Raw genomic sequence first — 26,854 nt, forward strand, 5'->3', positions numbered from 1 at the left:
CGGCTGCGGCGCCGTGGGGGCTGGTCGCGCAGTTCCCCGCGCCCCTTTGAGGTGCTGGCCCTCGGGGCGTTGACGTGCGGGGCGTTTCTCAGAGCCGCTGGATGATCGTCCCGGTCGCCAGGGCGCCCCCTGCGCACATGGTGATGAGGGCGAACTCCTTGTCCGTGCGCTCCAGTTCGTGCAGGGCGGTGGTGATGAGGCGGGCGCCGGTGGCGCCCACGGGGTGGCCGAGGGCGATCGCGCCGCCGTTGACGTTGACCTTGTCCAGGTCCTGCTCGAAGACGCGGGCCCAGCTGAGCACCACCGACGCGAACGCCTCGTTGATCTCGACGAGGTCGATGTCCCTGAGGCTCATGCCGGCCTTGCCGAGCACCGCGCGGGTCGCGTCGACGGGGCCGTCGAGGTGGAAGTGCGGGTCGGCGCCGACCAGGGCCTGGGCGACGATCCTCGCCCGCGGGCGGAGCTTGAGGGCGCGGGCCATCCGCTTCGACGCCCACATGACCGCGGCGGCGCCGTCCGAGATCTGGGAGGAGTTGCCCGCCGTGTGCACGGCCGTCGGCATCACCGGCTTCAGGCCCGCCAGCGCCTCCGCCGAGGTGTCCCGCAGCCCCTCGTCCTTGTCGACGAGGCGCCACATGCCCTGCCCGGCGTGCTGCTCCTCCTCCGTCGTCGGCACCTGGACGGCGAAGGTCTCGCGCTTGAAGCGTTCCTCGGCCCAGGCGTGCGCCGCCCGCTCCTGCGAGAGCAGGCCGAGCGCGTCGACGTCCTCCCTGGTCAGACCCCGGCGGCGGGCGATGCGCTCGGCGGCCTCGAACTGGTTGGGCAGGTCCACGTTCCACTCGTCGGGGAACGGCTTGCCCGGCCCGTGCTTGGAGCCCGAGCCGAGCGGCACCCGGGACATCGCCTCGACCCCGCAGCTGATCCCGACGTCGATGACCCCGGCGGCGATCATGTTGGCGGTCAGGTGCGAGGCCTGCTGCGAGGAGCCGCACTGGCAGTCGACCGTGGTGGCCGCGGTCTCGTACGGCAGCCCCATGGTCAGCCAGGCGGTACGCGCGGGGTTCATGGACTGCTCGCCGGCGTGGGTCACCGTGCCGCCGACGATCTGCTCGACGGCGTCGGCGGGGATGCCGGTGCGGCCGAGGAGTTCACGGTAGGTCTCGCCCAGGAGGTAGGCGGGATGCAGGTTGGCGAGCGCGCCGCCGCGCTTGCCGATGGGGGTGCGTACGGCTTCGACGATCACGGGTTCCGCGGCCATGGGGGCTCGGTCCTCTCCTCGGTCACCCGCGCGGCGCAGGGGCGTCCCGGCCCGGCCCGCCACGCAGAACTAGAACGCGTACTAGTTCTGCGTGCAGTTTGCTGACAGGTCGTCCACAACCGCAAGAGGGGTGCATGCAATTGGGGTGACCGTGCCCCTTGCGACTTGTAGAACCCGTTATTACCTTCACGGCAACCGGCGTTTCTGATGGCCCGTCAGAACGACTGTCGGAAGGACCGCCGGAACGCCGACACGTCCAGGTCCGTACACGGTGGGAGTGAGTCGCCATGCCCTGTCCCGCGCTGCCCGACGGGTTCGACCTCACCGACCCCGATCTGCTCCATCACCGGGTGCCGCTGCCGGAGTTCGCGGCGCTGCGCCAGGCCGAACCGGTCCGCTGGATCGAACAGCCGCACGGCCTCGCCGGGTTCGCGGACGACGGCTACTGGGCCGTCACCCGGCACGCGGACGTCAAGTACGTCTCCACGCACCCCGAGCTGTTCTCCTCCTGGCTCAACACGGCGATCATCCGCTTCGGCGAGCACATGCAGCGGGACGCGATCGACGCCCAGCGGCTGATCCTGCTGAACATGGACCCGCCCGAGCACACCCGGGTCCGCCAGATCATCCAGCGCGGCTTCACACCCCGCTCCATCCGGGCCCTGGAGGAGCGGCTGCGCACCCGCGCCGGGGCGATCGTCGAGGCGGCCCGCGCCCGCACCGGCCCCTTCGACTTCGTCACCGAGGTCGCCTGTGAGCTCCCCCTGCAGGCGATCGCGGAACTGATCGGCATCCCGCAGGACGACCGGGCCAAGATCTTCGACTGGTCCAACAAGATGATCTCGTACGACGACCCGGAGTACGCGATCACCGAGGAGGTGGGCGCCGAGTCCGCCACCGAGCTGATCGCCTACGCGATGAACATGGCGGCCGACCGCAAGCAGTGCCCGGCCAAGGACATCGTGAGCACCCTGGTGGCGGCCGAGGACGAGGGCAACCTCGGCTCCGACGAGTTCGGCTTCTTCGTGCTGATGCTCGCGGTGGCCGGCAACGAGACCACCCGCAACGCCATCACCCACGGCATGCACGCGTTCCTGACCCACCCCGAGGCCTGGGACCTCTACAAGCGCGAGCGCCCGGCGACCGCGGCCGAGGAGATCGTCCGCTGGGCCACCCCGGTCAACTCCTTCCAGCGCACCGCGACCCAGGACACGGAGCTGGGCGGCAAGCTGATCCGCAAGGGCGACCGGGTCGGCGTCTTCTACGCCTCCGCCAACCACGACCCCGAGGTCTTCACCGACCCCGGCACCTTCGACATCACCCGCGACCCCAACCCCCACCTCGGCTTCGGCGGCGGCGGCCCCCACTACTGCCTCGGCAAGTCCCTGGCCGTCCTGGAGATCGACCTGATCTTCAACGCGATCGCCGACGCGCTGCCGGACCTGCGTCTCGTCGGCGACCCGGACCGGCTCCGCTCGGCATGGATCAACGGTGTGAAACACCTCCAGGTCACCACGTCGTAGACCGCCTTTCCCACCCCTCGGACCCGGGCCGACGGCTCCCGGCGCCGCCGGCCCGTCCCGAGGGAGGCAGGAGCACCCCCTCCCTACGCCCCCGTTCCTGCCTCCCCCGAGACGCCGGTCACCGCCCGCTCCGGCGGTGCGCCGGGACATACGACGGCACCCTCGCCCAGGGGAAGGGGCGAGGGTGCCGGGGTTCAGGGGCGCGCGGCGCCGGGGATCAGCGGCGGGTGCGCGGCTCGGCCGCGATCGACCGCGGGTGCGCGCGGGCCGGCCGGCTCAGTACCAGCCGTTGGCCTGCCAGAAGCTCCAGGCGGCGGTCGGGCTGCCGTAGCGGGAGTTCATGTAGTCCAGACCCCACTTGATCTGGGTGGCGGGGTTGGTCTTCCAGTCGGAGCCGGCAGACGCCATCTTCGAGCCGGGCAGGGCCTGGACCAGGCCGTAGGCGCCGGAGGACGAGTTGGTGGCGGAGGGGTTCCAGCCGCTCTCGTGCGAGACGATCTTGCTGAAGGCGTTGAACTGCGCGGCGTCCGGAATCATCTTGTGCGCGATCGCCTGGGCGGAGGAGGCCGACGTGGTGGCGGCCTGGGCGGGCGCCGCGGTCAGGGCCAGGCCGGCGGCGGCAGCGGCCACGGCGGCGGTGGTGAGGGCCTTCTTCGGGGAAGCGATGCGGCGGATGAAGGACACGGACACGGAGAACCTCGTTCGTCGGGGACAGGGGGTCGCCGTGTGCTCCGGAACCGCCCGTGGGGGCCGTCCGTGTGCGTCGGCGCCGCGGCCCGCTGTGGGCTCGTGGCGCCTGGCGACGTCGTCCAGAGAAGCAGCCCGGAAAGCCGTCCGCAATCACCCCTTTTACTAGTGGTGGTCGCATAGGCGGGGTTGGTCCGTTGTGTGGCGTGGCTCTCAAACCGCAGGTCAAGCGGGTGGCAAAACCGGCATAGCGGAAAAATCTGACTACTGTTCCGGATCGTAGGTGACGTGCGTCATGTGGGGCGCTTCACCGGTCCCGTCACCGGGCGCGCACGGCCCCTCACGTCCCGGGGCCGTCGAATGTGACCGCGGTCTCGAACGCGGCCCGCCGGGTGGCCCGGCGCAGCGCCCGCAGCAGCGCCGGACCGAGCAGGAGGGTCAGGGCGACCGTGCACAGGGCCCGGCCCAGGTTCCAGCCCATGGCGGTGGCCAGGCTGTAGGCGAGGAAACGGGCCAGGTTGGCGGCGGGCCCGGCGTGCGGGTCGAAGGAGAGGTTCGAGGCGTTGCCGGCCAGCAGCGGCCAGCCCGCCAGGTCGACGACCAGGCCGTAGCCGAACGCGGCCAGGAAGCCGTACCCGGCCAGCAGCGCCAGCTCGCCGCGGCCGCGCAGCCGCCCCGCGCCCGGCAGCAGCCCGGCCCCCATCGTGAACCAGCCCATCGCCAGCATCTGGAACGGCAGCCACGGCCCGACCCCGCCGGTGAGCAGCGCCGACGCGAACATGGTGAGCGAGCCGAGTGTGAACCCGAAGCCCGGCCCGAGCACCCGCCCGCTCAGCACCATCAGGAAGAACATCGGCTCGATCCCGGCGGTCCCGGCGCCGACCGGCCGCAGCGCCGCCCCGGTCGCGGCCAGCACGCCCAGCATCGCCACCGCCTTCGGACCCAGCCCCGACTCGGCGATCGTCGCCGCCAGCACGGCGACCAGCAGCACCAGCAGGCCCGCGAAGAGCCAGGGCGCGTCCTGGGCGTGCGAGGCGATCCTGGAGGAGGGCGGGGCGAGGAACGGCCAGCCGACGGCGACCACCCCGACCGCGCTGACGAGGAGGAGGGCGGCCAGGGAGCGCGGGCCGAGCCGCACGGGGTCGGCTGCGCGGGACCTCGCCCCGGCAGGGGCCGTGCCGGTCACGCCAGGGCCTCGCGGACCTGGGCCACGGTGAGCCACCGCTCGGGCGCGAGGATCTTCGTCACCTGCGGCGCGAAGGACGGCGAGGAGACGACGATGTCGTCGGTGGGCCCGTCCGCGATGACCTCGCCCTCCGCGAGCAGCACCACCCGGTGCGCCAGCTCCGCGGCCAGCTCCACGTCGTGCGTGGCCAGCACGATCGCGTGCCCGTCGGCGGCCAGCCCGCGCAACACGCCCACCAGCCGGGCCTTCGCCGCGTAGTCCAGGCCCCGGGTCGGCTCGTCGAGCAGGAGCAGCGGCGGCCGGGCGGTGAGGACCACGGCCAGCGCGAGGGCGAGCCGCTGCCCCTCGGAGAGGTCACGGGGGTGCGTGCCGTCCGCGACCCCCGGCAGCAGCTCGGACACCAGCCCGCGGCAGGTCCCCGCGGCCGCCCCCGCGTCCCGGTCGGCGGCCGCGCACTCGGCACCGACCGTGTCGGCGTACAGCAGGTCCCGGGGTTCCTGCGGGACCAGTCCGACCAGGCGTACGAGGTCGCGCGGGCGCGTGCGGTGCGGGACCGCGCCGCCGACCCGGACCGTGCCGGAGCCCGGTTCGACGAGCCCGACCAGGGCGCCCAGCAGCGTGGACTTCCCGGCGCCGTTGCGCCCCATGAGGGCGACGGTCTCCCCGGCGGCGACGGTGAGACCGACGCCCCGCAGCGCGTCGACCCGGCCCCGGCGGACGCCGAGGGAGCGCACCTCGGCGAGGGGAGCCGCGGGGCCGGTGGCGGGCCGCTGCTCCGGGACCCGCACGGCGAGCCGCTCCCGCAGCCCGGTCGCCGTCGCCCGGCGCCGGGCGTCCCGCACCGTCATCGGCAGCGGCGACCACCCGGCCAGCCGCCCCAGCTCCACCACCGGCGGGCACACCGGCGACACGGCCATCACCTCGGCGGGCGTCCCGCACACCGGCGCGGCCCCGTCCCCCGGGAGCAGCACGACCCGGTCGGCGTACTGCACGACCCGCTCCAGCCGGTGCTCGGCCAGCAGCACCGTCGTGCCCAGGTCGTGCACCAGCCGCTGGAGCACGGCCAGCACCTCCTCGGCGGCGGCCGGATCGAGCGCGGAGGTCGGCTCGTCGAGCACCAGGACCGCGGGATGCGGGGTGAGCACCGACCCGATCGCGACCCGCTGCCGCTGCCCGCCGGAGAGCGTGGCGATCGCCCGGTCCCGCAGCTCGGCGAGCCCCAGCAGATCCAGCGTCTCCTCCACCCGCCGCCGCATCACCGCCGGAGCGATCCCCAACGACTCCATCCCGTAGGCCAGTTCGTCCTCCACCGTGTCGGTCACGAAGTGGGCGAGCGGATCCTGCCCCACCGTGCCCACCACATCGGCGAGTTCACGCGGACGGTGGCTGCGGGTGTCCCGGCCGGCCACCGTCACCCGGCCGCGCAGGGTGCCGCCGGTGAAGTGCGGCACGAGCCCGCTCACCGAGTTCAGCACCGTCGACTTCCCGGTCCCGGACGGGCCCACCAGCAGGACGAGTTCACCCTCGGGTACCTCGAAGTCGACGCCCTGGACGGCGGGCCCGGCCGCGCCCTCGTACGTCACGGAGACGTTCTCGAAGCGGATCACGACGGCTCCTTCGGCACGGCGAGGGCGGGCAGCAGACCGAGCAGCACGGCGGCCGCGGGCCACAGCGGAAGCGTGGGGGCGACCAGCGGTACGACACCGGGCTGCAGGGCGGCCGGGTCGCGGACGGACGCCAGGGTGAGCAGGGCGGCGACGGCGGCGCCCGCACCGGACACCAGCCAGGCCCGCGCGTCCCACGGGTCCGGCCGGTACCGGGTGCGCGGCGAACGCCGGCCGCCGAGCCGCAGCCCCGCCAGCGCGGCGGCCACCCCGCCCAGCAGCAGGGGCAGCCCGTAGCCGCCGCCCTCGGTGGTGAGCAGCCCGTACAGCCCCGCGCAGACGCCGAGCAGGCCGCCGAGGGTGAGCGCGGCCGTCGTACGGCGGACCCGGGCCGGGACGTCGGCGCTGCGGCCGTACCCGCGCGCGTCCATCGCGGCGGCCAGGGCGACCGACCGCTCCAACGCGCCCTCCAGGACCGGGAGGGCGACCTGGAGCAGGCCGCGGAGGCCGGAGTCGGGCCGGCCGCGCAGCCGCCGGGCGGCCCGCAGCCGCTGCACGTCGGCGACCAGGTGCGGTGCGAAGGTGAGCGCGACGACGACGGCCACGCCCAGCTCGTACAGGGCGCCGGGCAGGGACTTGAGCAGCCGGGCCGGGTTGGCGAGCGCGTTCGCGGCACCGACGCAGATGAGGAGGGTGGCGATCCGGAGCCCGTCGTAGAGCGCGAAGACGAGCGCCTCGGCCGTGACCTTCCCGCCGAGGCGGATGCCCTGGGCCCAGTGCGGGAGCGGGATGTCGGGGAGGGTGACGAGGGTGTGCGCGCCGGGGACGGGCGAGCCGAGGAGGACGGTGAACGCGAGCCGCACGACCAGCACGGCGAGACCGAGCCTGGCGAACGCGCCGTAGGAGCGGGACCAGGGCGCGGTCCGGCTGCGGCAGGCGGCCACGACGTACCCGGTGACGGCGATGAGCAGCCCGAGCACCAGCGGGTTGGTCGTCCGCGACGCGGCGACCCCGAGCGAGAGGGACCAGAGCCACCAGGCGCCGGGGTGCAGGGCGCGGGCGCGTGCGAGCCGGCGCGGTGGCGGGGCCACGCGCCCGCGCTCGCGGGGTGCCCCCTGCGCCCACCCTCCCCCACCCGCGGCTTCGCTCGAGCGAGGGAACCCCCATCGCCCCAGGGCCGCGGGGACCTTCGCGAGCAACCCCCACCGTCCCGCGGCGACGCGACTACCTGCGGCAGGGGCGTGCCCCGTCAGGGGCGCGGGGAACTGCGCGAGCAACCCCCACCGTCCCGCGGCGACGCGACTGCCCGCGGCGGGGGCGTGCCCCGTCAGGGGCGCGGGGAACCGCGCGAGCAACCTCCACCGTCCCGCGGTGACGCGACTGCCTGCGTCGGGGGCGTGCCCCGTCAGGGGCGCGGGGAACTGCGCGAGCGACCCCCACCGGCCTGCGGTGACGCGACTGCCTGCGTCGGGGGCGTGCCCCGTCAGGGGCGCGGGGAACTGCGCGAGCAACCTCCACCGTCCCGCGCTGTGGCGCTCACGCATTCTTCCGCCGCCGTGCCTGCCAGAGGGCACCCGCGGCCACCACGACGACCACCCCCACGCCGGCCGCCAGGCCGATCGACGGTCCGCCGTCCGACGTGCCCCCGGCCGCCCCCGCCCCTGCCCCCGCCGTCACCTTCTCGCCGCACCCCCGCGCCGGATACCCCCCGATCGCACACAACAACGCGTTCGCGTCGTACCGCAGCGGCTTCGCCACCGTCGCCAGGGCGTCCGCCGTCGTCGCGTCCTCGGGGACCACCGCGCAGGCGGTGCGCCGCGCGGGCGGCTTCTCTCCGGCGGGCGCGTCCGCCGCCGTGCCGAAGTCGACGACCAGGGCCACTCGCTTCCGGCCCCCGACGGCGGGCGTGTCCGCGCAGATCGCGCCGAAGCCGGCCGTGCCGCGCGGCTGCGACGCGTCCGAGGAGTCCTCGCTCACCGCGAAGCGGAAGCCCTCGACCGAACCGTCGCCGGGCCGCGCGGTCGAGGGGCCCTGCGTGGCGTACGTCCAGCGCGCGCCGTCCCGCTCCCAGAAGGACCAGTAGCGGTAGCCCGTGGCCGCCGCCGGCCCCGCGGCCGTCGCGCACAGCGTCAGCACGGCCAGGAGCAGCAGCCCCGCCCGGCGGACCGCGTACCCGGTCACGGTCACAGCTGCTGCTGCTTCCGGCGGCCGCTGAACAGGAAGCCGATGCCGATACCTGCGACGAGCCCGGTACCGACGATCCACCACACGCTGTTTCCCGACTTCTTCTCCGCGTTCTTCGCCGCGTTCTTCTCCTCGGCGTGCTTCGCGGCAGCGGCTTGCGGGGCCGGTCCCGTCGCGTTCAGCGCCGTCACCAGGTTCGTGCCGCCGAAGTCCCGCGGGTCCGCACCCATCGCGTGTGCGGCGAGGATCAGTTCGGCGTAGGCCGCGGGCCCGCTCTGCTCCGCCCACGGCACGGCGTGCGCCTCCAGCCAGGCGTACGGCTTCTTCGCCTGCCCGGTCCAGCCCTGCGCGGCCAGGGCGACGACCGCGTCGGCGGTGTTGCCGTAGTCCGGCTGGGGCTTGGCACCGGCGAGCGCGGAGACGAGATGGCCGCTCTTCGACATGGCGTCCGCCAGGTACGCGGCGCCGTTGCGGGCCACCTCCTCCCGCGTCCGCGTCGTGCCGGAGCCGGCGCACGCGGGACCCTCCGCCCGGGCCTTGCCGGCCGTCGTCACGAACCCCTTGCCGAGGGCCCCGAGCACCCCGGCCGCGGTCGCGTCCGCGTTGGCGGCCAGCTTCCCCTGCTGGTCCGGCTGGTAGGCGAGGGCACCGCCGCCGTCCTGGCCGCAAGGGAGGGACCACTTGGCGAGGAGGTCGTACGGCGACCTGTCCGCGCTCGCGCCGGCCGCCGCGAGCGCGCCCACGACCACGCCGGTGGAGTTGGTGTCACTGGGCGAGCCGGGGGTGTAGCCCCAGCCGCCGTCCTTGTTCTGCACCGACTTCAGCCAGCTCACCGCCTTGGCCGCGGCGGCGTCGCGCCCGCCGACCGCCTTCAGCGCCTGTACGGCGGCGGCCGTGCTGTTCGTGTCGACCGCCACCTTGGCGTCGCAGGCCGCCGTCGGCTCCGCGCGGAAGGCGGCGAACGCGCCGTTCGCGCACTGCTGCCCGGCCAGCCAGTCCACCGCCTTCGCGGCCGGGGTCACCCCCACCGCACGCTGGGCCAGCAGGGCGAGGGACTGGCGCCAGACGCCGTCGAACTTGGGGTCCGAACCGCCGTACAGCCCCGACGGGAGCACCGCCGGCGCGGACGGCGACGGGGACGTGGTGCCGGCGGCCAGCGCGGTCGTCGCGGGCATGGCGGCACCGATGACGGCGGTGGCGGCCAGCGCCCCGGCGGTGCGGCGGAGGACGGTCATGGTCGGCGGGTGCCTCTCCCTGCGGGGAGCCGGGCAGCGGGGGAGACCCCGGCGGCTCGGCTCCGTAAACCTCGACGGTGCCGTGCGACGACGGGCGCCGGCGCACATGAGCCGATCAACGTCCCGGGCGCGGCGGTCCGGCTTGCCACGGCAGGTGGCTCACGGTTGCGGGTCAGCGCCGGAATTGCACCGGCTTCCCCCCGTACGGGTGATGACGACCCGGCTACTTTACCGGCCGCCCCGGGGAAGCCGAGAGGGGGCTGTGCGGGGACCGTTTCGTTAGGGTCGGGCCATGACGGGGAGACTGCTCGGGGCGGGGCGTTCGGCCGACGTGTACGAGATCGACGAGGCGTGGGTGTTGCGCCGGGACCGCGACGGCTGGGGGGACGCGGCCGCCGAGGGCGCGGTGATGGCGTACGTACGGGAGCAGGGGTACCCGGCGCCCCGGGTGCGGCCGACCGGGTCCCGTACCGAACTGGTCATGGAGCGGCTGTCCGGGCCGACCCTGCTGACGGCACTGCTGGCGGGGGAGACGGGCCCGGCGGAGGGCGGTGCGCTGCTCGCGTCGCTGCTGCGGCGGCTGCACGCCGTGCCCGGCCGGGACCCGGCCGACCCCGGCGCCCGGGTCCTCCACCTCGACCTCCATCCGGACAACGTGATGCTGACCCCCGACGGCCCCCGGGTCATCGACTGGACCAACGCCGAGGACGGGCCACCCGGGCTCGACTGGGGCATGTCCGCGGTGATCCTCGCCCAAGCGGCCCTCGGTACACACCCGTTGGCCCGCGACCTGCTAACGGCCCTGCTCGCCGAGCCCGGCGAACTGACCGAGGACGGCCTGACGGAGGCCCTGCGCCGGCGCGCGGCCAATCCGACGATGAGCCGAGCGGAAGTCGAAGTGCTGGACGCGGCGGGCCAGTTGATACGTTCGATCGCCTTCTAGCGTTCTCGCCTCCTGGCGTTCTGGGCTCCTGGCGTTCTCGTCTCCTGGCGTTCTCGCTCTCTAGCGTTCTGGCGCCGTCTCCGCGGACCGCCCCCGCGTGAAACCGTGGCTACGCTCCACCTTCGCCACGTGCAGGGTGTAGCTCTCGTACCACTCGGCCCGCCCGCGCCGCTGCGCCGCGCGGTGCTCGGCGTCGGTCCGCCACCGGGTGAGCGCGTCGGCGTCACGGAAGTACCCGACGGTGATGCCCAGCCCGCCGGGGGTCTGCGCGTGGTCCATCCCCAGGTACCCGGGGATGTCCTTCACGAGGTCCTCCATGCGTGCGTTGGTCTCGCTGTAGCCACTCTGGTCCTGGGTCCGGATCGTGGTGAAGACGGCCATGTAGTACGGGGGTTCATAGGCCTGGACGGGCACGACGGTCGCTTCGGGGTGATCGCTCATGGCCGCACCGTAGAGCGGAACATGCCCGGTGATCCAGCGCCCAGGCAAGGGCGCCGGGGGAGGAACCGCGCGGCCAGCCACGACGGTGCCGCAGCGACCGACGACACCTCGCGGCACTTCCGGCGGAGCGTTCAAGCCGCGTCCGCAAGCGGCGCGATGCCCACCGACAGATGGCGGCCCATGCGGCGCAGCGCGTCGTCGCAGGCGTCCGGGGTCTCGCCCACCGCCACCCACAGGGCCAGCCGGTCGGCGGTGGTGGCATGCGGGCCCGCGGTGACGTGGTTGCCGGTGTGCTGGGTGAGGAGCATGCGGTCGGCGCCGGGCTCGTGGGCGGCGTCGGGGGAGAGGTCCAGGTGGTCGAGGCGGCCGGTGGCGGCCGGGTACGCGAACTGGATCGCGGCCGCCCGCTGCCGGGTGGGCGTCGTGTCGGGCACCTCGCCGGTGGCGAGGGCGGCCGCGGCCTGGGCGAGGTCGACGCCGGTGGCCCGTCTGACGAGGAGCGGGATCAGGTCGCCCGGGAGGTGCGGGGCGACGTCGGTGACCCGGGGGCCGCGATCGGTGAGGGTGAGGCCGATGTGCAGGACACCCCGGTCGAGACCGAGGGCGTGCACGGTGCGGTCGACGGCGAGGCGCAGGAAACGGTTGTGCAGCAGGCCGTCGTGGGCGTGCACGGTGTGCCGGAGCGGCTGCCGGGCGGGCGCCGGACCCAGGGTCGTACGGGTGATGGCGGCGATGCGGATCTCGCCGTCGAGGACGACCGTCTCGGCCGAGACGCGGGGCGTGCCGGGGTCGTCGGGGCCGCCGGTGGGAACGGTGTGGGCGGACAGCAGCGCGTGCAGGGCGGGCGGGTCGGTACAGGCCTCGGCCGCGGCGAGGGAGGGGCCGGGCAGCCCCAACTGCCCGGCGATCCTCGCGGCGGCGACCGCGTACTCGCCCGAGAAGGTCAGCACGCCGCGGACTCTGTGCCGGGCCGCGAACCGAACCACCGCCGACGCCGTCGCGCCGCCTTTGCCGGGGTCCGCCGCGAGTCGTCCGGCCAGGCACGGCTGTGCCCAGGCGGGCGGCGCGGCGTCCACCAGCAGCACCGGGCGGGCCGCGGCGACACGCGCCAGCACGAACTCGTCGTACGCGCAACGGCGTCCGGCGCCGAGGAGCAGGACGGGCTGCGGCATCGGTTCGCCTCACCTTCCGGGGAGGAGGCGGGGCGGCTGGTCGCCCCGGATGCCGCTCCCCCATAGGCGGCACCCGGGGCGGGTCGGTTCGACCGTGGCCTGGTGACGTGATCCTTTCCTGTCGGGCCGTCATATGTCAACAATTACTGCCTACTTGCGCAGTGGTACTTGTCATGTCTGGTGGGCGGGACCGGTGATTCGATAGCCTCGCGTCTGCCCGGCCCGCTAGGTCGGCCGGCCGATCACGCGTGTGCAGGGGGACCTTGGTGAGTGACGCCCATGCCCCGCTGACCGGCGTACTGGAGCGGCTCGGGGAGCTGACCGGACGTCCCGGACGGCTGTGCGAGGTCCTGGACGTGGCCGATCTGTCGTACCGCACCGGCATTCCGGTCGGGGTGGTCGCCGAACTCCTCGCGGGCGGGCCCGCGCCCGAGGCGGGGCTCGCCGAACGGGTCCGGCAGCGGCTGGACTTCATCCGCGAGCACCGGCGCCGGCCGGACGGCAAGCGGTACTCGCTGGGTGAGCTCGCGGCGATCGCCGGCACCAGCAGGCAGTGGCTGAGCGAGTGGCGCAAGAGCGGGCTGCCGAGCCTCGAACACACCGACCGGCTGCGGCGGTTCTTCGGCCTCCCGCCCGGCTTCTTCACCGCCGACGAGCCCGAGGCGCTGTACGAGGCCCTCCAGCCGGTGCTGCAGGGCCTGCAGGCCCAGGCCGACCCGCTCTCCCGCCTCCGCGAGAGCGGCCTCGTCCGCCTCGCGGCCCGGGCCCCCCACATGAACCCCCGCCAACTCGCCACCCTCGCCGACCTCGCGGAGATGCTCATCACGGCCGAGAGCGCGGTCAACTGAGTTTCCCGCAAGGGTGCTTCAACCACCCGCCAGGGGAGTCGGCCCACCGAACGGCAGCACCAGGGACCGGGACGCGAGCAGCCATCGCCCGTCGACGCGCCGGAACCCGTCTTCGTAGTGACCGACCTGGACGGGCGGCCCGGCCGGAACCGGTCCGCCGCCGGATCCCCGCTCGCGTCCCGTGGGGTGACCGTCGACCCGGTACGTCTGGAAGTACGACGTCGCGGTCGCCGTGTCCGGTCCCGTCACCGTGACGAGGATGTTGGACATCACACGCCGGGAGAGGCGGCCCGGCGGCCGGGAGCCGAAGTAGGCGGCGAGCGCCGTCCGTCCCTCGGCCCGCCGCCCGTCCCCGGGCGGCGGCCACTCCCACCACCCGTCCTCGGTGAACAACTCGGCGACGGAGGCCGGTTCACCCAGGTCGAGGCGGCGGACGAAGTCGACGACGAGACGCTCGCAGGCACGTTCGGCGAGGAGTCGCTGCAAGGAGTCCATGAGGCTGTCTAGCAGCCGGAGTTGGTGTCTGCCGAACTTTTTATACCGCCACGTACGTGACCGGCTCGCTCCCAGGTACCGCCTCCGCGCGGCCCTGTTTCACCAGGCGGCGCAGGTGGGCCTCGGCCTCCGAGACGGCGATGTTCCTCGATCCGTAGGGGATCTGGTCCCACGGGCGGTTCCACTCCATCCGTACCGCCAGTTGCCACGGTGTGAGCGGCTGCCGGAGGAGGGAGAGCAGGCCGGCGAGGCGGTCCTCGTGGTGGGCGAGCAGTTGGTGGACCCGCCCCGGTGCGTCGGTGAAGGTGTGCTGGTGGGCCGGGAGGACCTCGGCGGGGGCGAGGCGGCCGATGCGCTCCAGGGAGTCGAGGTAGTCGCCGAGCGGATCGGTGACGTCCCCCACGCTCGGCTTCGCTCGCGCGGGGGGACCCCCACCGTCGTCGGGGTCCTCGTAGAGGCCGATGTGCGGGGTGATCTCCGGGAGGAGGTGGTCGCCGGAGAACAGGCGTCCATGGCCCGGCAGTTGCGAAGGATGCTCCTCCTCCAAGTGCAGGCAGACGTGGCCGGGCGTGTGCCCCGGCGTCCAGACGGCACGCAGCCGGCGGCCCGGGAGGTCGAGGAGTTCGCCGGGGAGGATCTCGCGGTCGGGAAGGGCGGGGGCGAGACCGGGCGGGGCGCTCCGGCGGCGGGGTCCCTGGCGCAACGGCGCCACGTGCTCGTCCGGCGCCCCGGCTGCCGTCAGCTTCGCCGCCATGTACGTGAACCACCGCTCCGGCCGGGTCTCCCGCGTCCGCCGCACGATCGCCGCGTCGGCCGCGTGCATCGCGATCCAGGCCCCGGACGCCTCGCGCACCCGCCCCGACAGGCCGTGGTGGTCGGGATGGTGATGCGTGATGACGACCCCGTGCACCTCGCCGACGCCCGTACCGCACGCCTCGAGGCCCGCCACCAGCACGTCCCACGACCCGGGATCGTCCCAGCCGGTGTCGACCAGCACCGGCCCCCGGTCGGTGTCCATCACGTACACCAGGGTGTGGCCGAGCGGATTGTCCGGTATGGGCACCGCGACCGACCGCACGCCCCCGCCGAGATCCCGCACGGCCACTTCCGGCCCTGCCTGCGCCGACTCGCCCAGACTGTCCGCCATCAGCCTTCCTCCGCCCCCGTCCGGTCCCGCCGGCCCCACGGCCGCTTCCCACTATAACCAGAGCTGATGATCCGTCAGATGGTCGGCGTGGGGCCGGTGCGACCGCATATTGGATTGCCGCCGGCCGGACCGGCCGGATAGGAAGCGGGCATGCTCAGAGGTGACACGGTCGGGCTCAGGGCCCGGTACGAAGAGGACATCCCGGTGCTGCGGGCCGAGCTCTACGACGACGTCGTCTACTCCACGCAGGCCGGCAGCGGGCCGTGGCGGCCGGTGTCGCCCGGCTCGACGGACTCGCGGCTCACGGTGGACCACGACGACGACGAGAGCGTCAGGTTCTCCGTGGTGGAACTGGCGCGCGGCACCCTGGTCGGCAGCGCAACGCTGTGGGGCATCGACGCCCACAACCGCTTCGCGCACATCGGGCTGGGCCTGCTGCCCGCCGCCCGCGGCAAGGGCTACGGCACCGACGTGGTCGCGGTCCTGTGCCACTACGGCTTCGTCGTGCGCAGCCTGCACCGCCTGCAGATCGAGACCCTGTCCGACAACGCCGCGATGCTGCGCGCCGCCGAGCGCAACGGCTTCGTCCGCGAGGGCGTGCTGCGCTCCTCGGCCTGGGTGATGGGCGGGTTCCTGGACGAGGTGCTGCTCGGGCTCCTCGCCGCGGAGTGGCGGCCGGCCGCGGGGACCCACGCCCGGAGCGACGGACGGACGGACGCATGAGGCCCGCTGCCGACGGCACAGCGGCGGACACGGCGGTTTCCCCGCTCCTGCGCCAGGTCGCCCGCACCCGCCGCTTCACCCTCGGCGCACCCGCCCGTCCCTCCGTGGCGCCCGACGGCGCCCGTGTCCTGTTCCTGCGGAGCCGGGCCGGTGACGATCCGGCCGGGTGCCTGTGGACGCTCGACCCGGCGACCGGCACCGAGCGGCTGCTGGCCGACCCCGCCGCACTGCTCGGCGACGCGGCCGACGAGGTGCCGCAGGAGGAGCGCATCCGGCGCGAGCGCGCCAGGCAGCAGTCCGCCGGGATCACCGACTACGCCACCGACGCGGCCGCCCGGACGGCCGCGTTCGCGCTCTCCGGACAGCTGTGGGTGGTGGACACGGGCTCCGGCGCCGTACGGCGGCTGCCCGCCCGGCAGCCGGTGGTGGACCCGCGCCCGTCCCCGGACGGCCGGTACGTCGCCTACGTCAGCGGCGGGGCGCTCCGGGTGATCGGCGCGGACGGCGGCGGCGACCGGGCAGTGGCCGCGCCCGAGCCGGCGGAAGGCCCGGACGTCTTCTTCGGCCTGCCGGAACACGTGGCGAGCGAGTCGATGAACCGTCACCGGGCGTACTGGTGGGCGCCGGACGGGGAGCGGCTGCTGACCACCCGGGTGGACAACCGCGGGGTCGCGCTCTGGCACCTCGCCGACCCGGCCGACCCCGCCAGGCCGCCGCGCACGATCCGCTACCCGCGGGTCGGTACCGCCAACGCCGACGTCACCCTGTGGATCGCCGACCTGGCGGGCAACCGTACCGAGGTCCGCTGGGACCGGGCCGGCTTCGAGTACCTGCCCGCGGCCGGCTGGGACGGGCACGGTCCGTTCGCCGTCGTGCTCAGCCGCGACCAGCGCTCCCTCCAGGTGCTGGCCGTCGATCCGGCGGACGGTTCGACCGGCCTCCTGGCCGAGCGGCACGACGAGCGCTGGGTGGAGCTGCTGGTGCCGGGAGTGCCCGCGCGCACGGGCAGCGGCCGGCTCGTCGACTACCTCGACCGGGACGAGACGCGGCACCTGACCGTCGACGGCACCCCGGTCACGCCGGACGGCCTGCAGCTGCACGAGGTGCTCGCGGTGGACGGCGAGACGGTGTTCTTCACGGCGGCCGCGGAACCCACCGAGCGCCATGTGTGGAGATACCGGCCGGGCCAGGGCGTGCGCCGGTTGACCGAGCGGCCGGGCGTGCACTCCGGCGCCTTCGGCGGCGGCACGTTCGTCCGCGTCACGCGCACGCCCGAACTGCCGGGCTCGCACACCACCGTGCACCGGTTGACCGCGGACGGCGGCCCGGAGCCGGACGGCCCCGCTCCCGTCGAGATCCGCTCGCACGCCCAGCGCCCCCTGCTGCGCCTGCGGGTCGAGTCCGCCGTCGTCGGACGGCGCGACCTGCGCACGCACCTCTTCCTGCCCTCCTGGCACCGGGCCGGCGACGCCCCGCTGCCGGTGCTGGTCGACCCCTACGGCGGCCCCGCCATGCAGAAGGTGCTGGCCGAACAGGCCTCGCACGCCTTCGTCTCCCAGTGGTTCGCCGAACAAGGCTTCGCGGTGCTGGTGGCGGACGGCGCAGGCACGCCCGGACGCGGGCCGCGCTGGGAGAAGGAGATCTTCGGCGACCTGCTCGGCCCGACCCTGGACGACCAGGTCACCGCCCTGCACGCGACGGCCGAGCGCCACCCGGAGCTGGACCTCGGCCGGGTGGGCATCCGCGGCTGGTCGTTCGGCGGGATCCTGGCCGCCGCCGCGGTGCTGCGCAGGCCCGACGTCTTCCACGCCGCGGTGTCCGGCGCCCCGCTCACCGACCAGCGGCTCTACGACGCCTGCTGGAAGGAGCGCTTCCTCGGCCTGCCCGACCGGTACCCGGAGCACTACGAGTCGTCCTCGCTGCTCGCCGACGCCCCGAAGCTCAGCCGCCCGCTGCTGCTGGTGCACGGACTGGCCGACGACAACGTCTTCGTGGCCGGCACCCTGCGGCTGTCCGCCGCCCTGCTGGCCGCCGGGAAGCCGCACGAGGTGCTGCCGCTGAGCGGCATGACCCACGCCGCACCGGCCGACGACACGTTCGCCCGGCTGCTGGGCCACCAACTGGACTTCCTCCGCCGCCACCTGGCCGGCCACCCCGGCACGACGCCCGGCTAGCACGCCCCTGGCTTACTTCAACTAGAACTGGTATCAGTTCTGAAACATCGTCAGGAAGGGTGGCGGGGCGCCATGACCGAGTTCCTGGAACACGGACAGCTGTTCATCGGCGGGGAGTTGACCGACCCTCTGGGCAAGGACGTCATCGAGGTGGTCTCGCCGCACACCGAGGAGGTCTTCGGGCGGGTGCCGCACGCCTCGCGCGCGGACGTGGACCGGGCGGTGGCGGTGGCACGGCGGGCGTTCGACGAGGGGCCCTGGCCGCGGATGACGCTGGAGCAGCGGATCGAGGTCGTCACCCGGATCAAGGACGCGATCGCCGTGCGGCACGAGGAGATCGCCCGGGTGATCTCCTCCGAGAACGGTTCGCCGTACTCCTGGAGCGTCCTCGCGCAGGCGCTCGGCGCGATGATGGTGTGGGACGCGGCGATCAGGGTCGCGCGCGACTTCACGTACGAGGAGACGCGCGACGGGGTGCTCGGACGGATCCTGGTGCGGCGGGAGCCGGCCGGGGTGGTGGCGGCCGTGGTGCCGTGGAACGTGCCCCAGTTCGTGGCCGCCGCCAAGCTCGCCCCCGCCCTGCTCACCGGCTGCACGGTGGTGCTCAAGCCGTCCCCGGAGTCGCCGCTGGACGCCTACATCCTCGGCGAGATCACGAAGGAGGCCGGGCTGCCCGAGGGCGTGCTGTCGATCCTCCCCGCGGACCGCGAGGTCAGCGAGTACCTGGTCTCCCACCCGGGCGTCGACAAGGTCTCCTTCACCGGCTCGGTCGCGGCCGGCCGGCGCGTGATGGAGGTCGCCGCGAAGAACCTCACCCGGGTCACCCTGGAACTCGGCGGCAAGTCGGCGGCCGTCGTCCTCCCGGACGCGGACGCGGCCGCCGCCGTCGCGGGCATCGTCCCGGCGGCCTGGATGAACAACGGCCAGGCCTGCGTCGCCCAGACCCGCATCCTCGTCCCGCGCTCGCGCTACGACGAGTTCGCCGACGCCTTCGCGGCCGCGGCGAGCGCCCTGAAGGTCGGCGACCCGCTGGACCCGGCCACCCAGGTGGGCCCGCTGGTCGCGCGCCGCCAGCAGCAGCGGAACCTGGACTACATCCGCATCGGGCAGGAGGAGGGCGCGAAGATCCTCACGGGCGGCGGCCGTCCCGCCGGCCTGGAGAAGGGCTGGTACGTCGAGCCCACCCTCTTCGGCGACGTCGACAACTCCATGCGGATCGCCCGCGAGGAGATCTTCGGCCCGGTGATCTGCCTGCTCCCGTACGGCGACGAGACCGAAGCCCTGAAGATCGCGAACGACTCGGAGTACGGGCTGAGCGGCAGCGTCTGGACGGCGGACGTGGCGCACGGCATCGAGGTCGCGCGGCAGGTCCGCACCGGGACCTACTCCGTGAACACCTTCAGCCTGGACATGCTCGGCCCCTTCGGCGGCTACAAGAACTCCGGCCTGGGACGGGAGTTCGGTCCCGAGGGGTACGGCGAGTTCCTCGAACACAAGATGATCCACCTGCCGGCCGGCTGGGAGGGGTGAGGGGCCGCCATGGGTGACCGCTGGCACGTCGAGGTCGACCGTTCGATCTGCATCGGCTCGGCCCAGTGCGTCCACCGCGCCACCGGCTCCTTCCGCCTCGACTCCGCCATGCAGTCCCACCCCGTGGACCCGGAGACGGACGCCAGCGGAAGGGTCCTCGACGCGGCGGAGAACTGCCCGGTGGAAGCGATCACGATCACTCTGCTGGGCAGCGGGGAGCCGGTGTTCCCGCCGGAGGACTAACGCCTTTCCAGGGTCGCGAACAGCGCGCGGGCGCGGGTGCCGTCCGGCTGTTCCCAGGCGCCGGTGACGTGCCCGAGCGCGCCGTCGGGTGCCGTCGGGCCGGCGGTCAGCACACGCCGCAGCCGCAGCACCAGGCCGTCGCCGCCCGGTACGGCGAACTCGGTGCTCCGGTCGGTGTCGGCGGGGGCATCCAGGCCGGGCACCGGACCCGCGCCGGCGTAGGACCGGGCGACCTCGCGGTCGGGGGTGTCGGTGATGCTCTGCGCCTGGGCCTCGGCGCGGCCCTCGAGCAGGGCGAGCAGTGCGGCGGTGAGGACCGGGTCGTGGCAGCCGTCGTAGACCCAGCGGGTGCCGAGCACCCCGTGCTCCATGGTGCCGACGAGCGCGTGGTCGGCGCCGGGCAGCGGGGCGCCGCGGTAGGTGAGCGGTACGAGATACGCCGCCGAGCCGTCCGTGACGACCATGAACTCGATCCCGACCTCGCCCGCCGGGTCGTCCAGCCGGAAGCCGCCGGCCTTCGTCAACGCCGGTGCGGCGGGGCCGCGGTACCAGGGGCGGGTGGGGAGCCAGCCGGCGAGGAGTTCGACCTTGGTGGGCGTGAGGGTGGTGTGGTGGATGAGTGCCATGGGGAGGATTCTGCGTTCGGGCGGCGGCGCCCCGCCAGGCGGTTTCCGGCTTCCGGCAGTCGCCCATACCAGGAAAAGTCCAAAAAATCCATCTTTGGGGGTTCTCTTCTGCTTCAGGCGTTCTATCCTGGAAACAGCCTACGAGGCGAGTGAGGGAGTCCGACCGGAGTAGCCGACTCAGGCGTGACGCAGATGCAGAAGCATCCGCCGGTGCCGACGTCGACGGTCGGGCTGAGAGGCCGAAAGGCAGCAGTTGAGCCGGACGGCGACCCCCAGCACCTGATCCGGACCATGCCGGCGAAGGGAACCCGTCTCGTAGGTCTTCGCATGCCCCGCGGCGCCTAGGGCTTCCCCGTCGGCTCCGTCAGGTCGATCAGGCGGCACACAGTCTCGATGTCGATCTTCACCTGGGCGATGGAGGCGCGGCCCGAGAGCCAGGTGATCAGCGCGGAGTGCCAGGTGTGCTCGATCACCCGGACGGCGGACAGCTGGGCCGGGGTGGGGTCGGTCAGGCCCATCGCGTCCAGGATGATCGCCGTCGTCTGCCGGGAGACCTGGTCCACCTCGGGGGAGACGCTGCGGTCGGCGAAGGTGAGGGCGCGGACCATCGCGTCGGCCAGGTGCGGCTCCCGCTGCAGGGCGCGGAAGGCCCGCATCAGGGTCTCGGCGACCCGCTCCGACGCGGTCTCGCCCGCCGGCGGCTTCTTGCGCAGCGTGCCGTGCATGTGCTCCAGCTGGTCCTGCATGGTCGCGACCAGCAGATGCACCTTGGACGGAAAGTAGCGGTAGAGCGTGCCCAGGGCCACCTGGGAGGACTCGGCCACCTCCCGCATCTGCACCGCGTCGAAACCGCCCCGGCTGGCCAGCTGGGCGCTCGCGTGCAGGATCCGGCGGCGCCGGGCCTCCTGCCGCTCGGTGAGCGGCGGAGTGGCCGATCTGGCGCCGATGTCCACCTTGGCTTCCGCAGGCATGGGTCCCGTCCGTGACAGTCGGTGAGGGCAGTGCTCAGGGCGAGTGATCAGACAGCATGGCAGGGGTTCCCGCCGTGGCGCGAATCACCCGATGCACTGCTCACTCCGCCCCTACCTGCCGGTAGATTCAGAAGCTCTTGAACGATCAAGTCTGAAACTTGTTCTAGATTAGCGTCCCGGCGTAATCTCGCGGGAAAGTGCAGGGAGAAGGGGGCCCGGAGTGACCGCTGAGGCCAGTCGGGCGGGTGCCGACGAGGAACCCGCCGCCGACGGCGAGCGACCGCTCGACATCGCGCTCCTCACCTATAAAGGGAACCCGTTCTGCGGCGGCCAGGGTGTCTACGTACGGCACCTGTCGCGCGAGCTGGCCCGGCTCGGGCACCGGGTCGAGGTGATCGGGTCGCAGCCGTACCCCGTCCTGGACGAGGGGTACCCCCGGCTCACCCTCACCGAGCTCCCCAGTCTCGACCTGTACCGCTCCCCGGACCCCTTCCGGACCCCGAAGCGGGACGAGTACCGGGACTGGGTCGACGCCCTCGAAGTGGCGACCATGTGGACCGGCGGCTTCCCCGAACCGCTGACCTTCTCGCTGCGCGCCCGCCGCCATCTGCGCGCCCGCGCCGGGGAGTTCGACGTCGTCCACGACAACCAGACCCTCGGATACGGCCTGCTGGGCGACATCGGCGCCCCCCTGGTCACCACCATCCACCACCCCATCACCGTCGACCGGCAGTTGGAGCTGGACGCCGCCGAGGGCTGGAAACGGCGGTACTCCGTACGGCGCTGGTACGCGTTCACCCGGATGCAGAAGCGGGTCGCCCGCAGGCTGCCCTCCGTGCTCACCGTCTCCGGCACCTCCCGCCAGGAGATCGTCGACCACCTCGGCGTCCGCGAGGACCGCGTCCACGTCGTCCACATCGGCGCCGACACCGACCTCTTCGCGCCGAATCCGGCCGTCCCCCAGGTGCCCGGCCGGATCGTCACCACCTCCAGCGCGGACGTGCCCCTCAAGGGGCTGGTGTACCTCGTCGAGGCCCTCGCCAAGGTACGCACCGAGCACCCGGCCGCCCACCTCGTCGTGGTCGGCAAACGGCCCTCCGAGGGGCCCGTCGCGCAGGCGATGGAACGTTACGGCCTCGCCGGTGCCGTCGAGTTCGTGAAGGGCATCTCCGACGCCGAACTCGTCGACCTGGTCCGGTCCGCCGAGGTCGCCTGCGTGCCCTCGCTCTACGAGGGCTTCTCACTGCCCGCCGCCGAGGCCATGGCGACCGGCACCCCGCTGGTCGCCACGACCGGCGGCGCGATCCCCGAGGTCGCCGGGCGCGACGGGGAGACCTGCCTGGCCGTACCGCCGGGCGACGCGGGCGCGCTGGCGGCCGCGCTGAACCGGCTGCTCGGCGACCCGGAGCTCCGGCTGCGGCTGGGCGCGGCCGGCCGCGAGCGCGTGCTGCGGCACTACACCTGGGCGCGTGCCGCGGAGGGCACGGTGGCCCGCTACCGCGAGGCGATCGCCCGCACCGCGGCCGTCCCCGGCGCCGCCTCCGTCCCGCCCGCCGCGCCCCGCAGTCCCGGCCGCGACGCGGCCTCAGCTGGTGTTCGTCACGAGAGTGAAAGCAGGGCCACGTGCTGACCGTCGACTTCTCCCGGTTCCCGCTCGCGCCGGGCGACCGCGTCCTGGACCTCGGCTGCGGGGCCGGCCGGCACGCCTTCGAGTGCTACCGGCGCGGCGCGCAGGTGGTGGCCCTGGACCAGAACGGCGAGGAGATCCGCGAGGTCGCCAAGTGGTTCGCGGCGATGAAGGAGGCCGGCGAGGCCCCGGCCGGCGCGACCGCCACCGCCATGGAGGGCGACGCCCTCGCGCTGCCCTTCCCCGACGAGTCCTTCGACGTCGTCATCATCTCCGAGGTGATGGAGCACATCCCCGACGACAAGGGCGTGCTCGCCGAGATGGTGCGGGTGCTCAAGCCCGGCGGCCGGATCGCCGTCACCGTCCCCCGCTACGGCCCCGAGAAGGTCTGCTGGGCGCTCTCCGACGCCTACCACGAGGTCGAGGGCGGCCACATCCGCATCTACAAGGCGGACGAACTGGTCGGGAAGATCAGGGAAGCCGGGCTGCGGCCCTACGGCAGCCACCACGCGCACGCGCTGCACTCCCCGTACTGGTGGCTGAAGTGCGCGTTCGGCGTCGACAACGACAAGGCGCTGCCGGTGCGGGCGTACCACAAGCTGCTGGTCTGGGACATCATGAAGAAGCCGCTGGCCACGCGGGTCGCCGAACAGGCGCTGAACCCGGTCATGGGCAAGAGCTTCGTCGTCTACGCCACCAAGCCGCACCTGCCCGCGATGTCCGACGAGGCCGGGGCGGCCGCCAAGTGACCACCCCCCGGACAGAACACCTCGTCCTGCCCGGGGTCCTCACCGCCGAGCAGGCCGCCGCGACCGTCCGAGGCATCCTCGCCGTGCAGCGGGAGGACGGCGCGATCCCGTGGTTCCGGGGCCACCACCTCGACCCCTGGGACCACACCGAGGCCGCGATGGCGCTGGACGCGGCCGGGGAGCACGCGGCGGCCGAGCGGGCGTACCGCTGGCTGGCCCGGCACCAGAACGAGGACGGCTCCTGGTACGCCGCCTACGCCGACGGCGCGCACGACGACGTCACCGACCGCGCCCGCGAGTCCAACTTCGTCGCGTACATCGCCGTCGGCGTCTGGCACCACTACCTCTCCACCGGGGACGACACGTTCCTGGACCGGATGTGGCCCGCCGTCCACGCGGCCGTCGAGTGGGTGCTGCGGCTGCAGCAGCCGGGCGGCGAGATCGGCTGGCGCCGAGAGGACGACGGCACGCCCACCGACGAGGCGCTGCTGACCGGGAGTTCGTCCATCCACCACGCGCTGCGCTGCGCGCTCGCCATCGCCGAGCAGCGGGAGGAGCCGCAGCCCGACTGGGAGTTGGCGGTGGGCGCGCTGCGGCACGCGATACGGCGGCACCCGGAGCGGTTCCTGGACAAGGACCGGTACTCGATGGACTGGTACTACCCGGTCCTCGGCGGGGCGTTGACGGGTGCGGAGGCGGGCGCGCGGATCGAGAAGGACTGGGAACGGTTCGTCGTGCCCGGGTTCGGGGTGCGGTGCGTCGTACCCAACCCGTGGGTGACGGGTGGTGAGTCGGCCGAGCTGGCGCTGGCGCTGTGGGCGGTGGGGGAGTCCGACCGGGCGCTGGAGATCCTCCAGTCCATCCAGCATCTGCGGGACGCCGAGTCGGGGCTGTACTGGACCGGGTACGTCTTCGAGGACGACGCGGTGTGGCCGCGTGAGCTGACGACGTGGACGGCGGGGTCGTTGCTGCTCGCCGTGGCCGCGCTCGGAGGGCACGACGCCACCTGCGCCGTCTTCGGGGGCGGGGAGCTTCCCTCTGGGCTCGAGGTGGACTGCTGCGCCTAGCGGGGCGGGGGGAGCTGTGCTACGGCGGGTGCGGCGCCGTCGTGGTTGCTCGCGCAGTTCCTCCCCCAGCCTTCGGCCGGGGGTACCCCCAGCGCCCCTGCCAGGGCGTTCAGTGCCGGTGCATGCGATTCGCTATCGCGTGGCCCACGAACAGGTAGACCACCGCGGCCAGGCCGTAGCCGGCCACCACCCGCGCCCATGCCTTGTCGAAGGTGAACAGGTCATGTGACCAGCCGGCGAGCCAGCTGGCCGCGTCGTGGACGAACTGGACCAGGCTGTTCGCCCGGTTCGCGTCCAACAGGTACATCAGGATCCACAGGCCCAGGATGAGAGCCATGATGTCGGCGACGATCGCGACGACCCTACCGGCCTGATTGGCACCGCGTTCAGAGGACATACCCTGCGCCTTGCCGCCGAAGGGTCCTTGAAACCTGTACAGCGTTCCCCCGAGTGGCGAGGTGCCGCCGTCTGGGTGACGCTGCCGGAGGAAGCAACCCGCTCGGGGAGGACACCGAGACACACGGGAGGACCCCGTGCCCGTACCGATACGGCGCCTCGTCGTCACGCTCACCCTCTGCTGTGCCCTGGTCGCCGGTGTCACGGCCTGCGCCGGCGGCGTCCAGAGCAAGTCCGTCGACCGCGGGGTAGCGGCGGCCCCGGTGGCCGACACACCCAGTCCGAGCACGTCCGCGCAGAAGCAGAAGTTCGCCAAAACCCGGTTCGTCGCCAACGCGGGTCTCGCCGCGGGCGCGACCTACCAGTGGATCGTGAAACCGTGGAAGGCCGGAAAGTTCAAGAAGGGCGCCCACGGCCGCACCTACACCCTGGTCAAGGCGGGCCTGGCCGGCACCTTCGCCTACAACCGGCTCAAGGCCGCCCAGCGCAACGCCCAGGGTGACCCGCTGCTCTCCAAGGCCCTCGCTCCGCTCACCGCCGCGATCGACGGGCTGAAGGACCTGCCGTCCAAGCTCCGCAGGGGCGACACGGACGCGGCGAGTTCGTTCCAGGACGTCATCAACAACGTGAAGGACGCGGGCAAGAGCGCCGGCGCCCCGGTCACCAACCAGGTGCCCAAGGCGTCCCAGCTCACCCACTGACGGTCGCGGTCTCCGCCGGGCGGCTAGGGCCTGTCTGACAATTCCCGCCTGCCTCGCGACGCCATGCACGCACTCTCGCCGCACCGGGCCCTGACCCAAGTACGTCCAGTACGTGGGCCAGGGCCCGGCACACCGAGAGCACGCACCTGACGCCGCGAGGCCGCCCTCCGGGCGACGACGGGAATTGTCAGACAGGCCCTAGCTTGATCTTTAACGGCCGACGTCGAATGGTGCCTCGAACTTGATCACTCGGTTCGGTAACCGCCGTACACCAAAGCGGCCTTCGCCTGAACATGTGCTCCGACCAAGGAACACACATGTCCAGCACGAAGGCCGTGAGGATGAGTCTGCTGCATCGCGATGCCCGGCAAGAGGCATTGGCGGAACTGTCATGCTTCCGGGGCGAGTTCTACTCCTGTCTCACCGCTCGTTCGGATGCGTTGTTCGAGCTGGCCGATGCCGTTCTGTGCGGCGATGGACCGGTGAGGTCGCTGGCTGAACTGTCGCTGGTCGGCGAACACCGTCGTGGTCATGGCGGGCTCTATGCAGCTCTCGCCCGTGGCAGGGTCGATACCGGCCGGCTGCGGAGGGCCCTGGCCGCGGTACCACTGCCACGGGCTGCCGACGGCCGGCTGGTCCTGGCCATCGACATCACCTGCTGGCTACGCCCCGATGCCCACACCTCACCACAGCGGATTCTGTGTCACACCTACGGCCGGGGCAAAGACCAGCACATCCCTGTCCCTGGCTGGCCGTACTCGATCATCTGCGCGCTCGAACCGGGCCGCAGTTCCTGGACCGCGCCTTTGGACGCGCTTCGCCTGGCCCCCGGGGACGACAGCGCCGCCGTCACTGCCCGGCAGCTGCGTGACCTGCTCCACCGGCTGATCACCGCCGGGCAGTGGCAGGAGGGCGACCCCGACGTCCTGGTCATCGCGGACGCCGGATACGACGCACCCCGTCTCGCCTTCCTCCTCAAAGACCTGCCGGTCCAGGTCCTCGCCCGGATGCGCTCCGACCGGGTCCTGCGCCGGGCTGTTCCACCCCGCCCGCCACACACGATGGGCCGCGCCCACCCCGGCACGGCGGCGAATTCGTCTTCGGGCAGCCCGACACCTGGGGCGTCCCGGACACCGAAACTGTCACCGACACACGTCTTTACGGCACCGCCAGAGCCTGCTCCTGGGACCGGCTGCACCCCAGGCTCACCCACCGCTCGTCCTGGGCCACCGACGACGGCACCCTCCCGGTCATCGAAGGGACGGTGATCCGCCTGGACATCGACCACCTGCCCAGCGGCGCAACACCAAAGCCGGTCTGGCTG

25 protein-coding genes, 1 pseudogene and 1 riboswitch are annotated in these 26,854 nt (G+C 73.3%); of the genes and pseudogenes, 12 read left to right on the forward strand and 14 right to left on the reverse strand.

Features of this window, described 5'->3' with window-relative positions; all coding sequences use genetic code 11:
- Window positions 1–88: 88 nt before the first annotated feature.
- The gene (locus tag ACZ63F_RS15295; RefSeq protein ID WP_469711312.1) at window positions 89–1,258 is read right to left on the reverse strand and encodes a steroid 3-ketoacyl-CoA thiolase; all 1,170 of its coding nucleotides are present in this window, start codon (window positions 1,256–1,258) and stop codon (window positions 89–91) included.
- Window positions 1,259–1,545: 287 nt separating this feature from the next.
- On the opposite strand from ACZ63F_RS15295, the gene ACZ63F_RS15300 reads away from it, so the two are divergent.
- Window positions 1,546–2,781: a cytochrome P450 gene (locus ACZ63F_RS15300; protein ID WP_469711315.1), complete on the forward strand. Its 1,236-nt coding sequence runs from the start codon at window positions 1,546–1,548 to the stop codon at window positions 2,779–2,781.
- A gap of 276 nt (window positions 2,782–3,057) precedes the next feature.
- Here the strand turns inward: ACZ63F_RS15300 and ACZ63F_RS15305 are convergent, their stop codons facing one another.
- The 6 genes from ACZ63F_RS15305 to ACZ63F_RS15330 form a co-directional block, all read right to left on the reverse strand.
- Complete coding sequence (locus tag ACZ63F_RS15305) at window positions 3,058–3,471, reverse strand: aggregation-promoting factor C-terminal-like domain-containing protein (RefSeq protein WP_351954760.1); 414 nt, start codon at window positions 3,469–3,471, stop codon at window positions 3,058–3,060.
- 337 nt (window positions 3,472–3,808) lie between these two features.
- Window positions 3,809–4,654 (reverse strand): ECF transporter S component, encoded by an 846-nt coding sequence (locus ACZ63F_RS15310; RefSeq protein WP_351954759.1) that lies wholly within the window; start codon window positions 4,652–4,654, stop codon window positions 3,809–3,811.
- Window positions 4,651–6,261: an ABC transporter ATP-binding protein gene (locus ACZ63F_RS15315; RefSeq protein WP_469711318.1), complete on the reverse strand. Its 1,611-nt coding sequence runs from the start codon at window positions 6,259–6,261 to the stop codon at window positions 4,651–4,653. The genes ACZ63F_RS15310 and ACZ63F_RS15315 overlap by 4 nt, the downstream gene beginning before the upstream one ends.
- Window positions 6,258–7,349: an energy-coupling factor transporter transmembrane component T gene (locus tag ACZ63F_RS15320; protein WP_469711321.1), complete on the reverse strand. Its 1,092-nt coding sequence runs from the start codon at window positions 7,347–7,349 to the stop codon at window positions 6,258–6,260. The genes ACZ63F_RS15315 and ACZ63F_RS15320 overlap by 4 nt, the downstream gene beginning before the upstream one ends.
- Window positions 7,350–7,794: 445 nt before the next feature.
- Entirely contained in the window at window positions 7,795–8,445 is a 651-nt protein-coding gene (locus tag ACZ63F_RS15325; RefSeq protein WP_469711324.1) for an SCO2322 family protein, read from the reverse strand.
- Window positions 8,442–9,677, reverse strand: a complete 1,236-nt coding sequence (locus tag ACZ63F_RS15330; RefSeq protein ID WP_469711327.1) for a prenyltransferase/squalene oxidase repeat-containing protein — start codon at window positions 9,675–9,677, stop codon at window positions 8,442–8,444. Before ACZ63F_RS15330 ends, ACZ63F_RS15325 begins: the two co-directional genes overlap by 4 nt.
- A gap of 114 nt (window positions 9,678–9,791) precedes the next feature.
- A riboswitch (cobalamin riboswitch) is annotated at window positions 9,792–9,932 on the reverse strand.
- Window positions 9,933–9,969: 37 nt separating this feature from the next.
- Here ACZ63F_RS15330 and ACZ63F_RS15335 point away from each other — a divergent pair.
- Window positions 9,970–10,620, forward strand: a complete 651-nt coding sequence (locus ACZ63F_RS15335) for a phosphotransferase family protein (protein ID WP_469711329.1) — start codon at window positions 9,970–9,972, stop codon at window positions 10,618–10,620.
- Between the two features lie 60 nt (window positions 10,621–10,680).
- On the opposite strand, the gene ACZ63F_RS15340 is transcribed toward ACZ63F_RS15335, so the two are convergent.
- Together ACZ63F_RS15340 and ACZ63F_RS15345 are read right to left on the reverse strand one after the other, a co-directional pair.
- A complete protein-coding gene (locus ACZ63F_RS15340) occupies window positions 10,681–11,061 on the reverse strand; it encodes an antibiotic biosynthesis monooxygenase family protein (RefSeq protein WP_469711330.1) in 381 nt (126 codons plus the stop codon).
- Window positions 11,062–11,192: 131 nt separating this feature from the next.
- Window positions 11,193–12,233 carry a hypothetical protein gene (locus tag ACZ63F_RS15345; RefSeq protein WP_469711333.1) on the reverse strand — a complete coding sequence of 347 codons (1,041 nt, stop codon included), beginning with the start codon at window positions 12,231–12,233 and terminating at the stop codon, window positions 11,193–11,195.
- A gap of 266 nt (window positions 12,234–12,499) precedes the next feature.
- On the opposite strand from ACZ63F_RS15345, the gene ACZ63F_RS15350 reads away from it, so the two are divergent.
- Entirely contained in the window at window positions 12,500–13,081 is a 582-nt protein-coding gene (locus ACZ63F_RS15350; protein ID WP_352353656.1) for a helix-turn-helix domain-containing protein, read from the forward strand.
- 18 nt (window positions 13,082–13,099) lie between these two features.
- On the opposite strand, the gene ACZ63F_RS15355 is transcribed toward ACZ63F_RS15350, so the two are convergent.
- Together ACZ63F_RS15355 and ACZ63F_RS15360 are read right to left on the reverse strand one after the other, a co-directional pair.
- Entirely contained in the window at window positions 13,100–13,576 is a 477-nt protein-coding gene (locus ACZ63F_RS15355) for a nuclear transport factor 2 family protein (protein ID WP_469711337.1), read from the reverse strand.
- A 40-nt stretch (window positions 13,577–13,616) separates the two neighbouring features.
- The gene (locus ACZ63F_RS15360; RefSeq protein ID WP_469711339.1) at window positions 13,617–14,723 is read right to left on the reverse strand and encodes an MBL fold metallo-hydrolase; all 1,107 of its coding nucleotides are present in this window, start codon (window positions 14,721–14,723) and stop codon (window positions 13,617–13,619) included.
- Window positions 14,724–14,873: 150 nt separating this feature from the next.
- Between ACZ63F_RS15360 and ACZ63F_RS15365 the strand changes: the two genes are divergently transcribed.
- The 4 genes from ACZ63F_RS15365 to ACZ63F_RS15380 all read left to right on the forward strand — a co-directional run bounded on the left by ACZ63F_RS15365 (window position 14,874) and on the right by ACZ63F_RS15380 (window position 19,393).
- Window positions 14,874–15,446, forward strand: a complete 573-nt coding sequence (locus ACZ63F_RS15365; protein ID WP_469711341.1) for a GNAT family N-acetyltransferase — start codon at window positions 14,874–14,876, stop codon at window positions 15,444–15,446.
- Window positions 15,443–17,620 (forward strand): S9 family peptidase, encoded by a 2,178-nt coding sequence (locus ACZ63F_RS15370; RefSeq protein ID WP_469711344.1) that lies wholly within the window; start codon window positions 15,443–15,445, stop codon window positions 17,618–17,620. Before ACZ63F_RS15365 ends, ACZ63F_RS15370 begins: the two co-directional genes overlap by 4 nt.
- Window positions 17,621–17,692: 72 nt before the next feature.
- Complete coding sequence (locus ACZ63F_RS15375; protein ID WP_469711346.1) at window positions 17,693–19,150, forward strand: aldehyde dehydrogenase; 1,458 nt, start codon at window positions 17,693–17,695, stop codon at window positions 19,148–19,150.
- Window positions 19,151–19,159: 9 nt separating this feature from the next.
- Window positions 19,160–19,393, forward strand: a complete 234-nt coding sequence (locus ACZ63F_RS15380; protein WP_351954746.1) for a ferredoxin — start codon at window positions 19,160–19,162, stop codon at window positions 19,391–19,393.
- Here ACZ63F_RS15380 and ACZ63F_RS15385 read toward each other — a convergent pair.
- Window positions 19,390–20,019, reverse strand: coding sequence for a maltokinase N-terminal cap-like domain-containing protein (locus tag ACZ63F_RS15385; RefSeq protein WP_469711349.1), 630 nt, complete (start codon window positions 20,017–20,019; stop codon window positions 19,390–19,392). The genes ACZ63F_RS15380 and ACZ63F_RS15385 overlap by 4 nt on opposite strands.
- A gap of 341 nt (window positions 20,020–20,360) precedes the next feature.
- Complete coding sequence (locus ACZ63F_RS15390) at window positions 20,361–20,990, reverse strand: TetR family transcriptional regulator (protein WP_469711351.1); 630 nt, start codon at window positions 20,988–20,990, stop codon at window positions 20,361–20,363.
- 220 nt (window positions 20,991–21,210) lie between these two features.
- Between ACZ63F_RS15390 and ACZ63F_RS15395 the strand changes: the two genes are divergently transcribed.
- Genes ACZ63F_RS15395 through ACZ63F_RS15405 form a run of 3 tightly spaced genes read left to right on the forward strand, consistent with a single transcriptional unit; the run spans window position 21,211 to window position 24,433 of the window.
- The gene (locus tag ACZ63F_RS15395; RefSeq protein WP_457694024.1) at window positions 21,211–22,620 is read left to right on the forward strand and encodes a glycosyltransferase family 4 protein; all 1,410 of its coding nucleotides are present in this window, start codon (window positions 21,211–21,213) and stop codon (window positions 22,618–22,620) included.
- Window positions 22,614–23,366, forward strand: coding sequence for a class I SAM-dependent methyltransferase (locus ACZ63F_RS15400; protein ID WP_469711354.1), 753 nt, complete (start codon window positions 22,614–22,616; stop codon window positions 23,364–23,366). Before ACZ63F_RS15395 ends, ACZ63F_RS15400 begins: the two co-directional genes overlap by 7 nt.
- Entirely contained in the window at window positions 23,363–24,433 is a 1,071-nt protein-coding gene (locus ACZ63F_RS15405) for a prenyltransferase/squalene oxidase repeat-containing protein (protein ID WP_469711356.1), read from the forward strand. Before ACZ63F_RS15400 ends, ACZ63F_RS15405 begins: the two co-directional genes overlap by 4 nt.
- Window positions 24,434–24,542: 109 nt before the next feature.
- Here the strand turns inward: ACZ63F_RS15405 and ACZ63F_RS15410 are convergent, their stop codons facing one another.
- Window positions 24,543–24,830: a hypothetical protein gene (locus tag ACZ63F_RS15410; protein ID WP_234543389.1), complete on the reverse strand. Its 288-nt coding sequence runs from the start codon at window positions 24,828–24,830 to the stop codon at window positions 24,543–24,545.
- 136 nt (window positions 24,831–24,966) lie between these two features.
- Between ACZ63F_RS15410 and ACZ63F_RS15415 the strand changes: the two genes are divergently transcribed.
- Together ACZ63F_RS15415 and ACZ63F_RS15420 are read left to right on the forward strand one after the other, a co-directional pair.
- Window positions 24,967–25,530, forward strand: a complete 564-nt coding sequence (locus tag ACZ63F_RS15415) for a hypothetical protein (protein ID WP_352353675.1) — start codon at window positions 24,967–24,969, stop codon at window positions 25,528–25,530.
- A 341-nt stretch (window positions 25,531–25,871) separates the two neighbouring features.
- Window positions 25,872–26,854: pseudogene (locus tag ACZ63F_RS15420) on the forward strand (transposase); the annotation flags it as partial.

Source organism: Streptomyces sp. NPDC104761, assembly GCF_055583445.1.

Coding starts and splice junctions, on each gene's coding strand:
- ACZ63F_RS15295 (WP_469711312.1), bottom strand. CDS start 1,258: ATGGCCGCGGAACCCGTGATCGTCGAAGCCGTACGCACCCCCATCGGC.
- ACZ63F_RS15390 (WP_469711351.1), bottom strand. CDS start 20,990: ATGCCTGCGGAAGCCAAGGTGGACATCGGCGCCAGATCGGCCACTCCG.
- ACZ63F_RS15355 (WP_469711337.1), bottom strand. CDS start 13,576: ATGGACTCCTTGCAGCGACTCCTCGCCGAACGTGCCTGCGAGCGTCTC.
- ACZ63F_RS15300 (WP_469711315.1), top strand. CDS start 1,546: ATGCCCTGTCCCGCGCTGCCCGACGGGTTCGACCTCACCGACCCCGAT.
- ACZ63F_RS15365 (WP_469711341.1), top strand. CDS start 14,874: ATGCTCAGAGGTGACACGGTCGGGCTCAGGGCCCGGTACGAAGAGGAC.
- ACZ63F_RS15385 (WP_469711349.1), bottom strand. CDS start 20,019: ATGGCACTCATCCACCACACCACCCTCACGCCCACCAAGGTCGAACTC.
- ACZ63F_RS15360 (WP_469711339.1), bottom strand. CDS start 14,723: ATGGCGGACAGTCTGGGCGAGTCGGCGCAGGCAGGGCCGGAAGTGGCC.
- ACZ63F_RS15380 (WP_351954746.1), top strand. CDS start 19,160: ATGGGTGACCGCTGGCACGTCGAGGTCGACCGTTCGATCTGCATCGGC.
- ACZ63F_RS15375 (WP_469711346.1), top strand. CDS start 17,693: ATGACCGAGTTCCTGGAACACGGACAGCTGTTCATCGGCGGGGAGTTG.
- ACZ63F_RS15335 (WP_469711329.1), top strand. CDS start 9,970: ATGACGGGGAGACTGCTCGGGGCGGGGCGTTCGGCCGACGTGTACGAG.
- ACZ63F_RS15340 (WP_469711330.1), bottom strand. CDS start 11,061: ATGAGCGATCACCCCGAAGCGACCGTCGTGCCCGTCCAGGCCTATGAA.
- ACZ63F_RS15330 (WP_469711327.1), bottom strand. CDS start 9,677: ATGACCGTCCTCCGCCGCACCGCCGGGGCGCTGGCCGCCACCGCCGTC.
- ACZ63F_RS15370 (WP_469711344.1), top strand. CDS start 15,443: ATGAGGCCCGCTGCCGACGGCACAGCGGCGGACACGGCGGTTTCCCCG.
- ACZ63F_RS15345 (WP_469711333.1), bottom strand. CDS start 12,233: ATGCCGCAGCCCGTCCTGCTCCTCGGCGCCGGACGCCGTTGCGCGTAC.
- ACZ63F_RS15410 (WP_234543389.1), bottom strand. CDS start 24,830: ATGTCCTCTGAACGCGGTGCCAATCAGGCCGGTAGGGTCGTCGCGATC.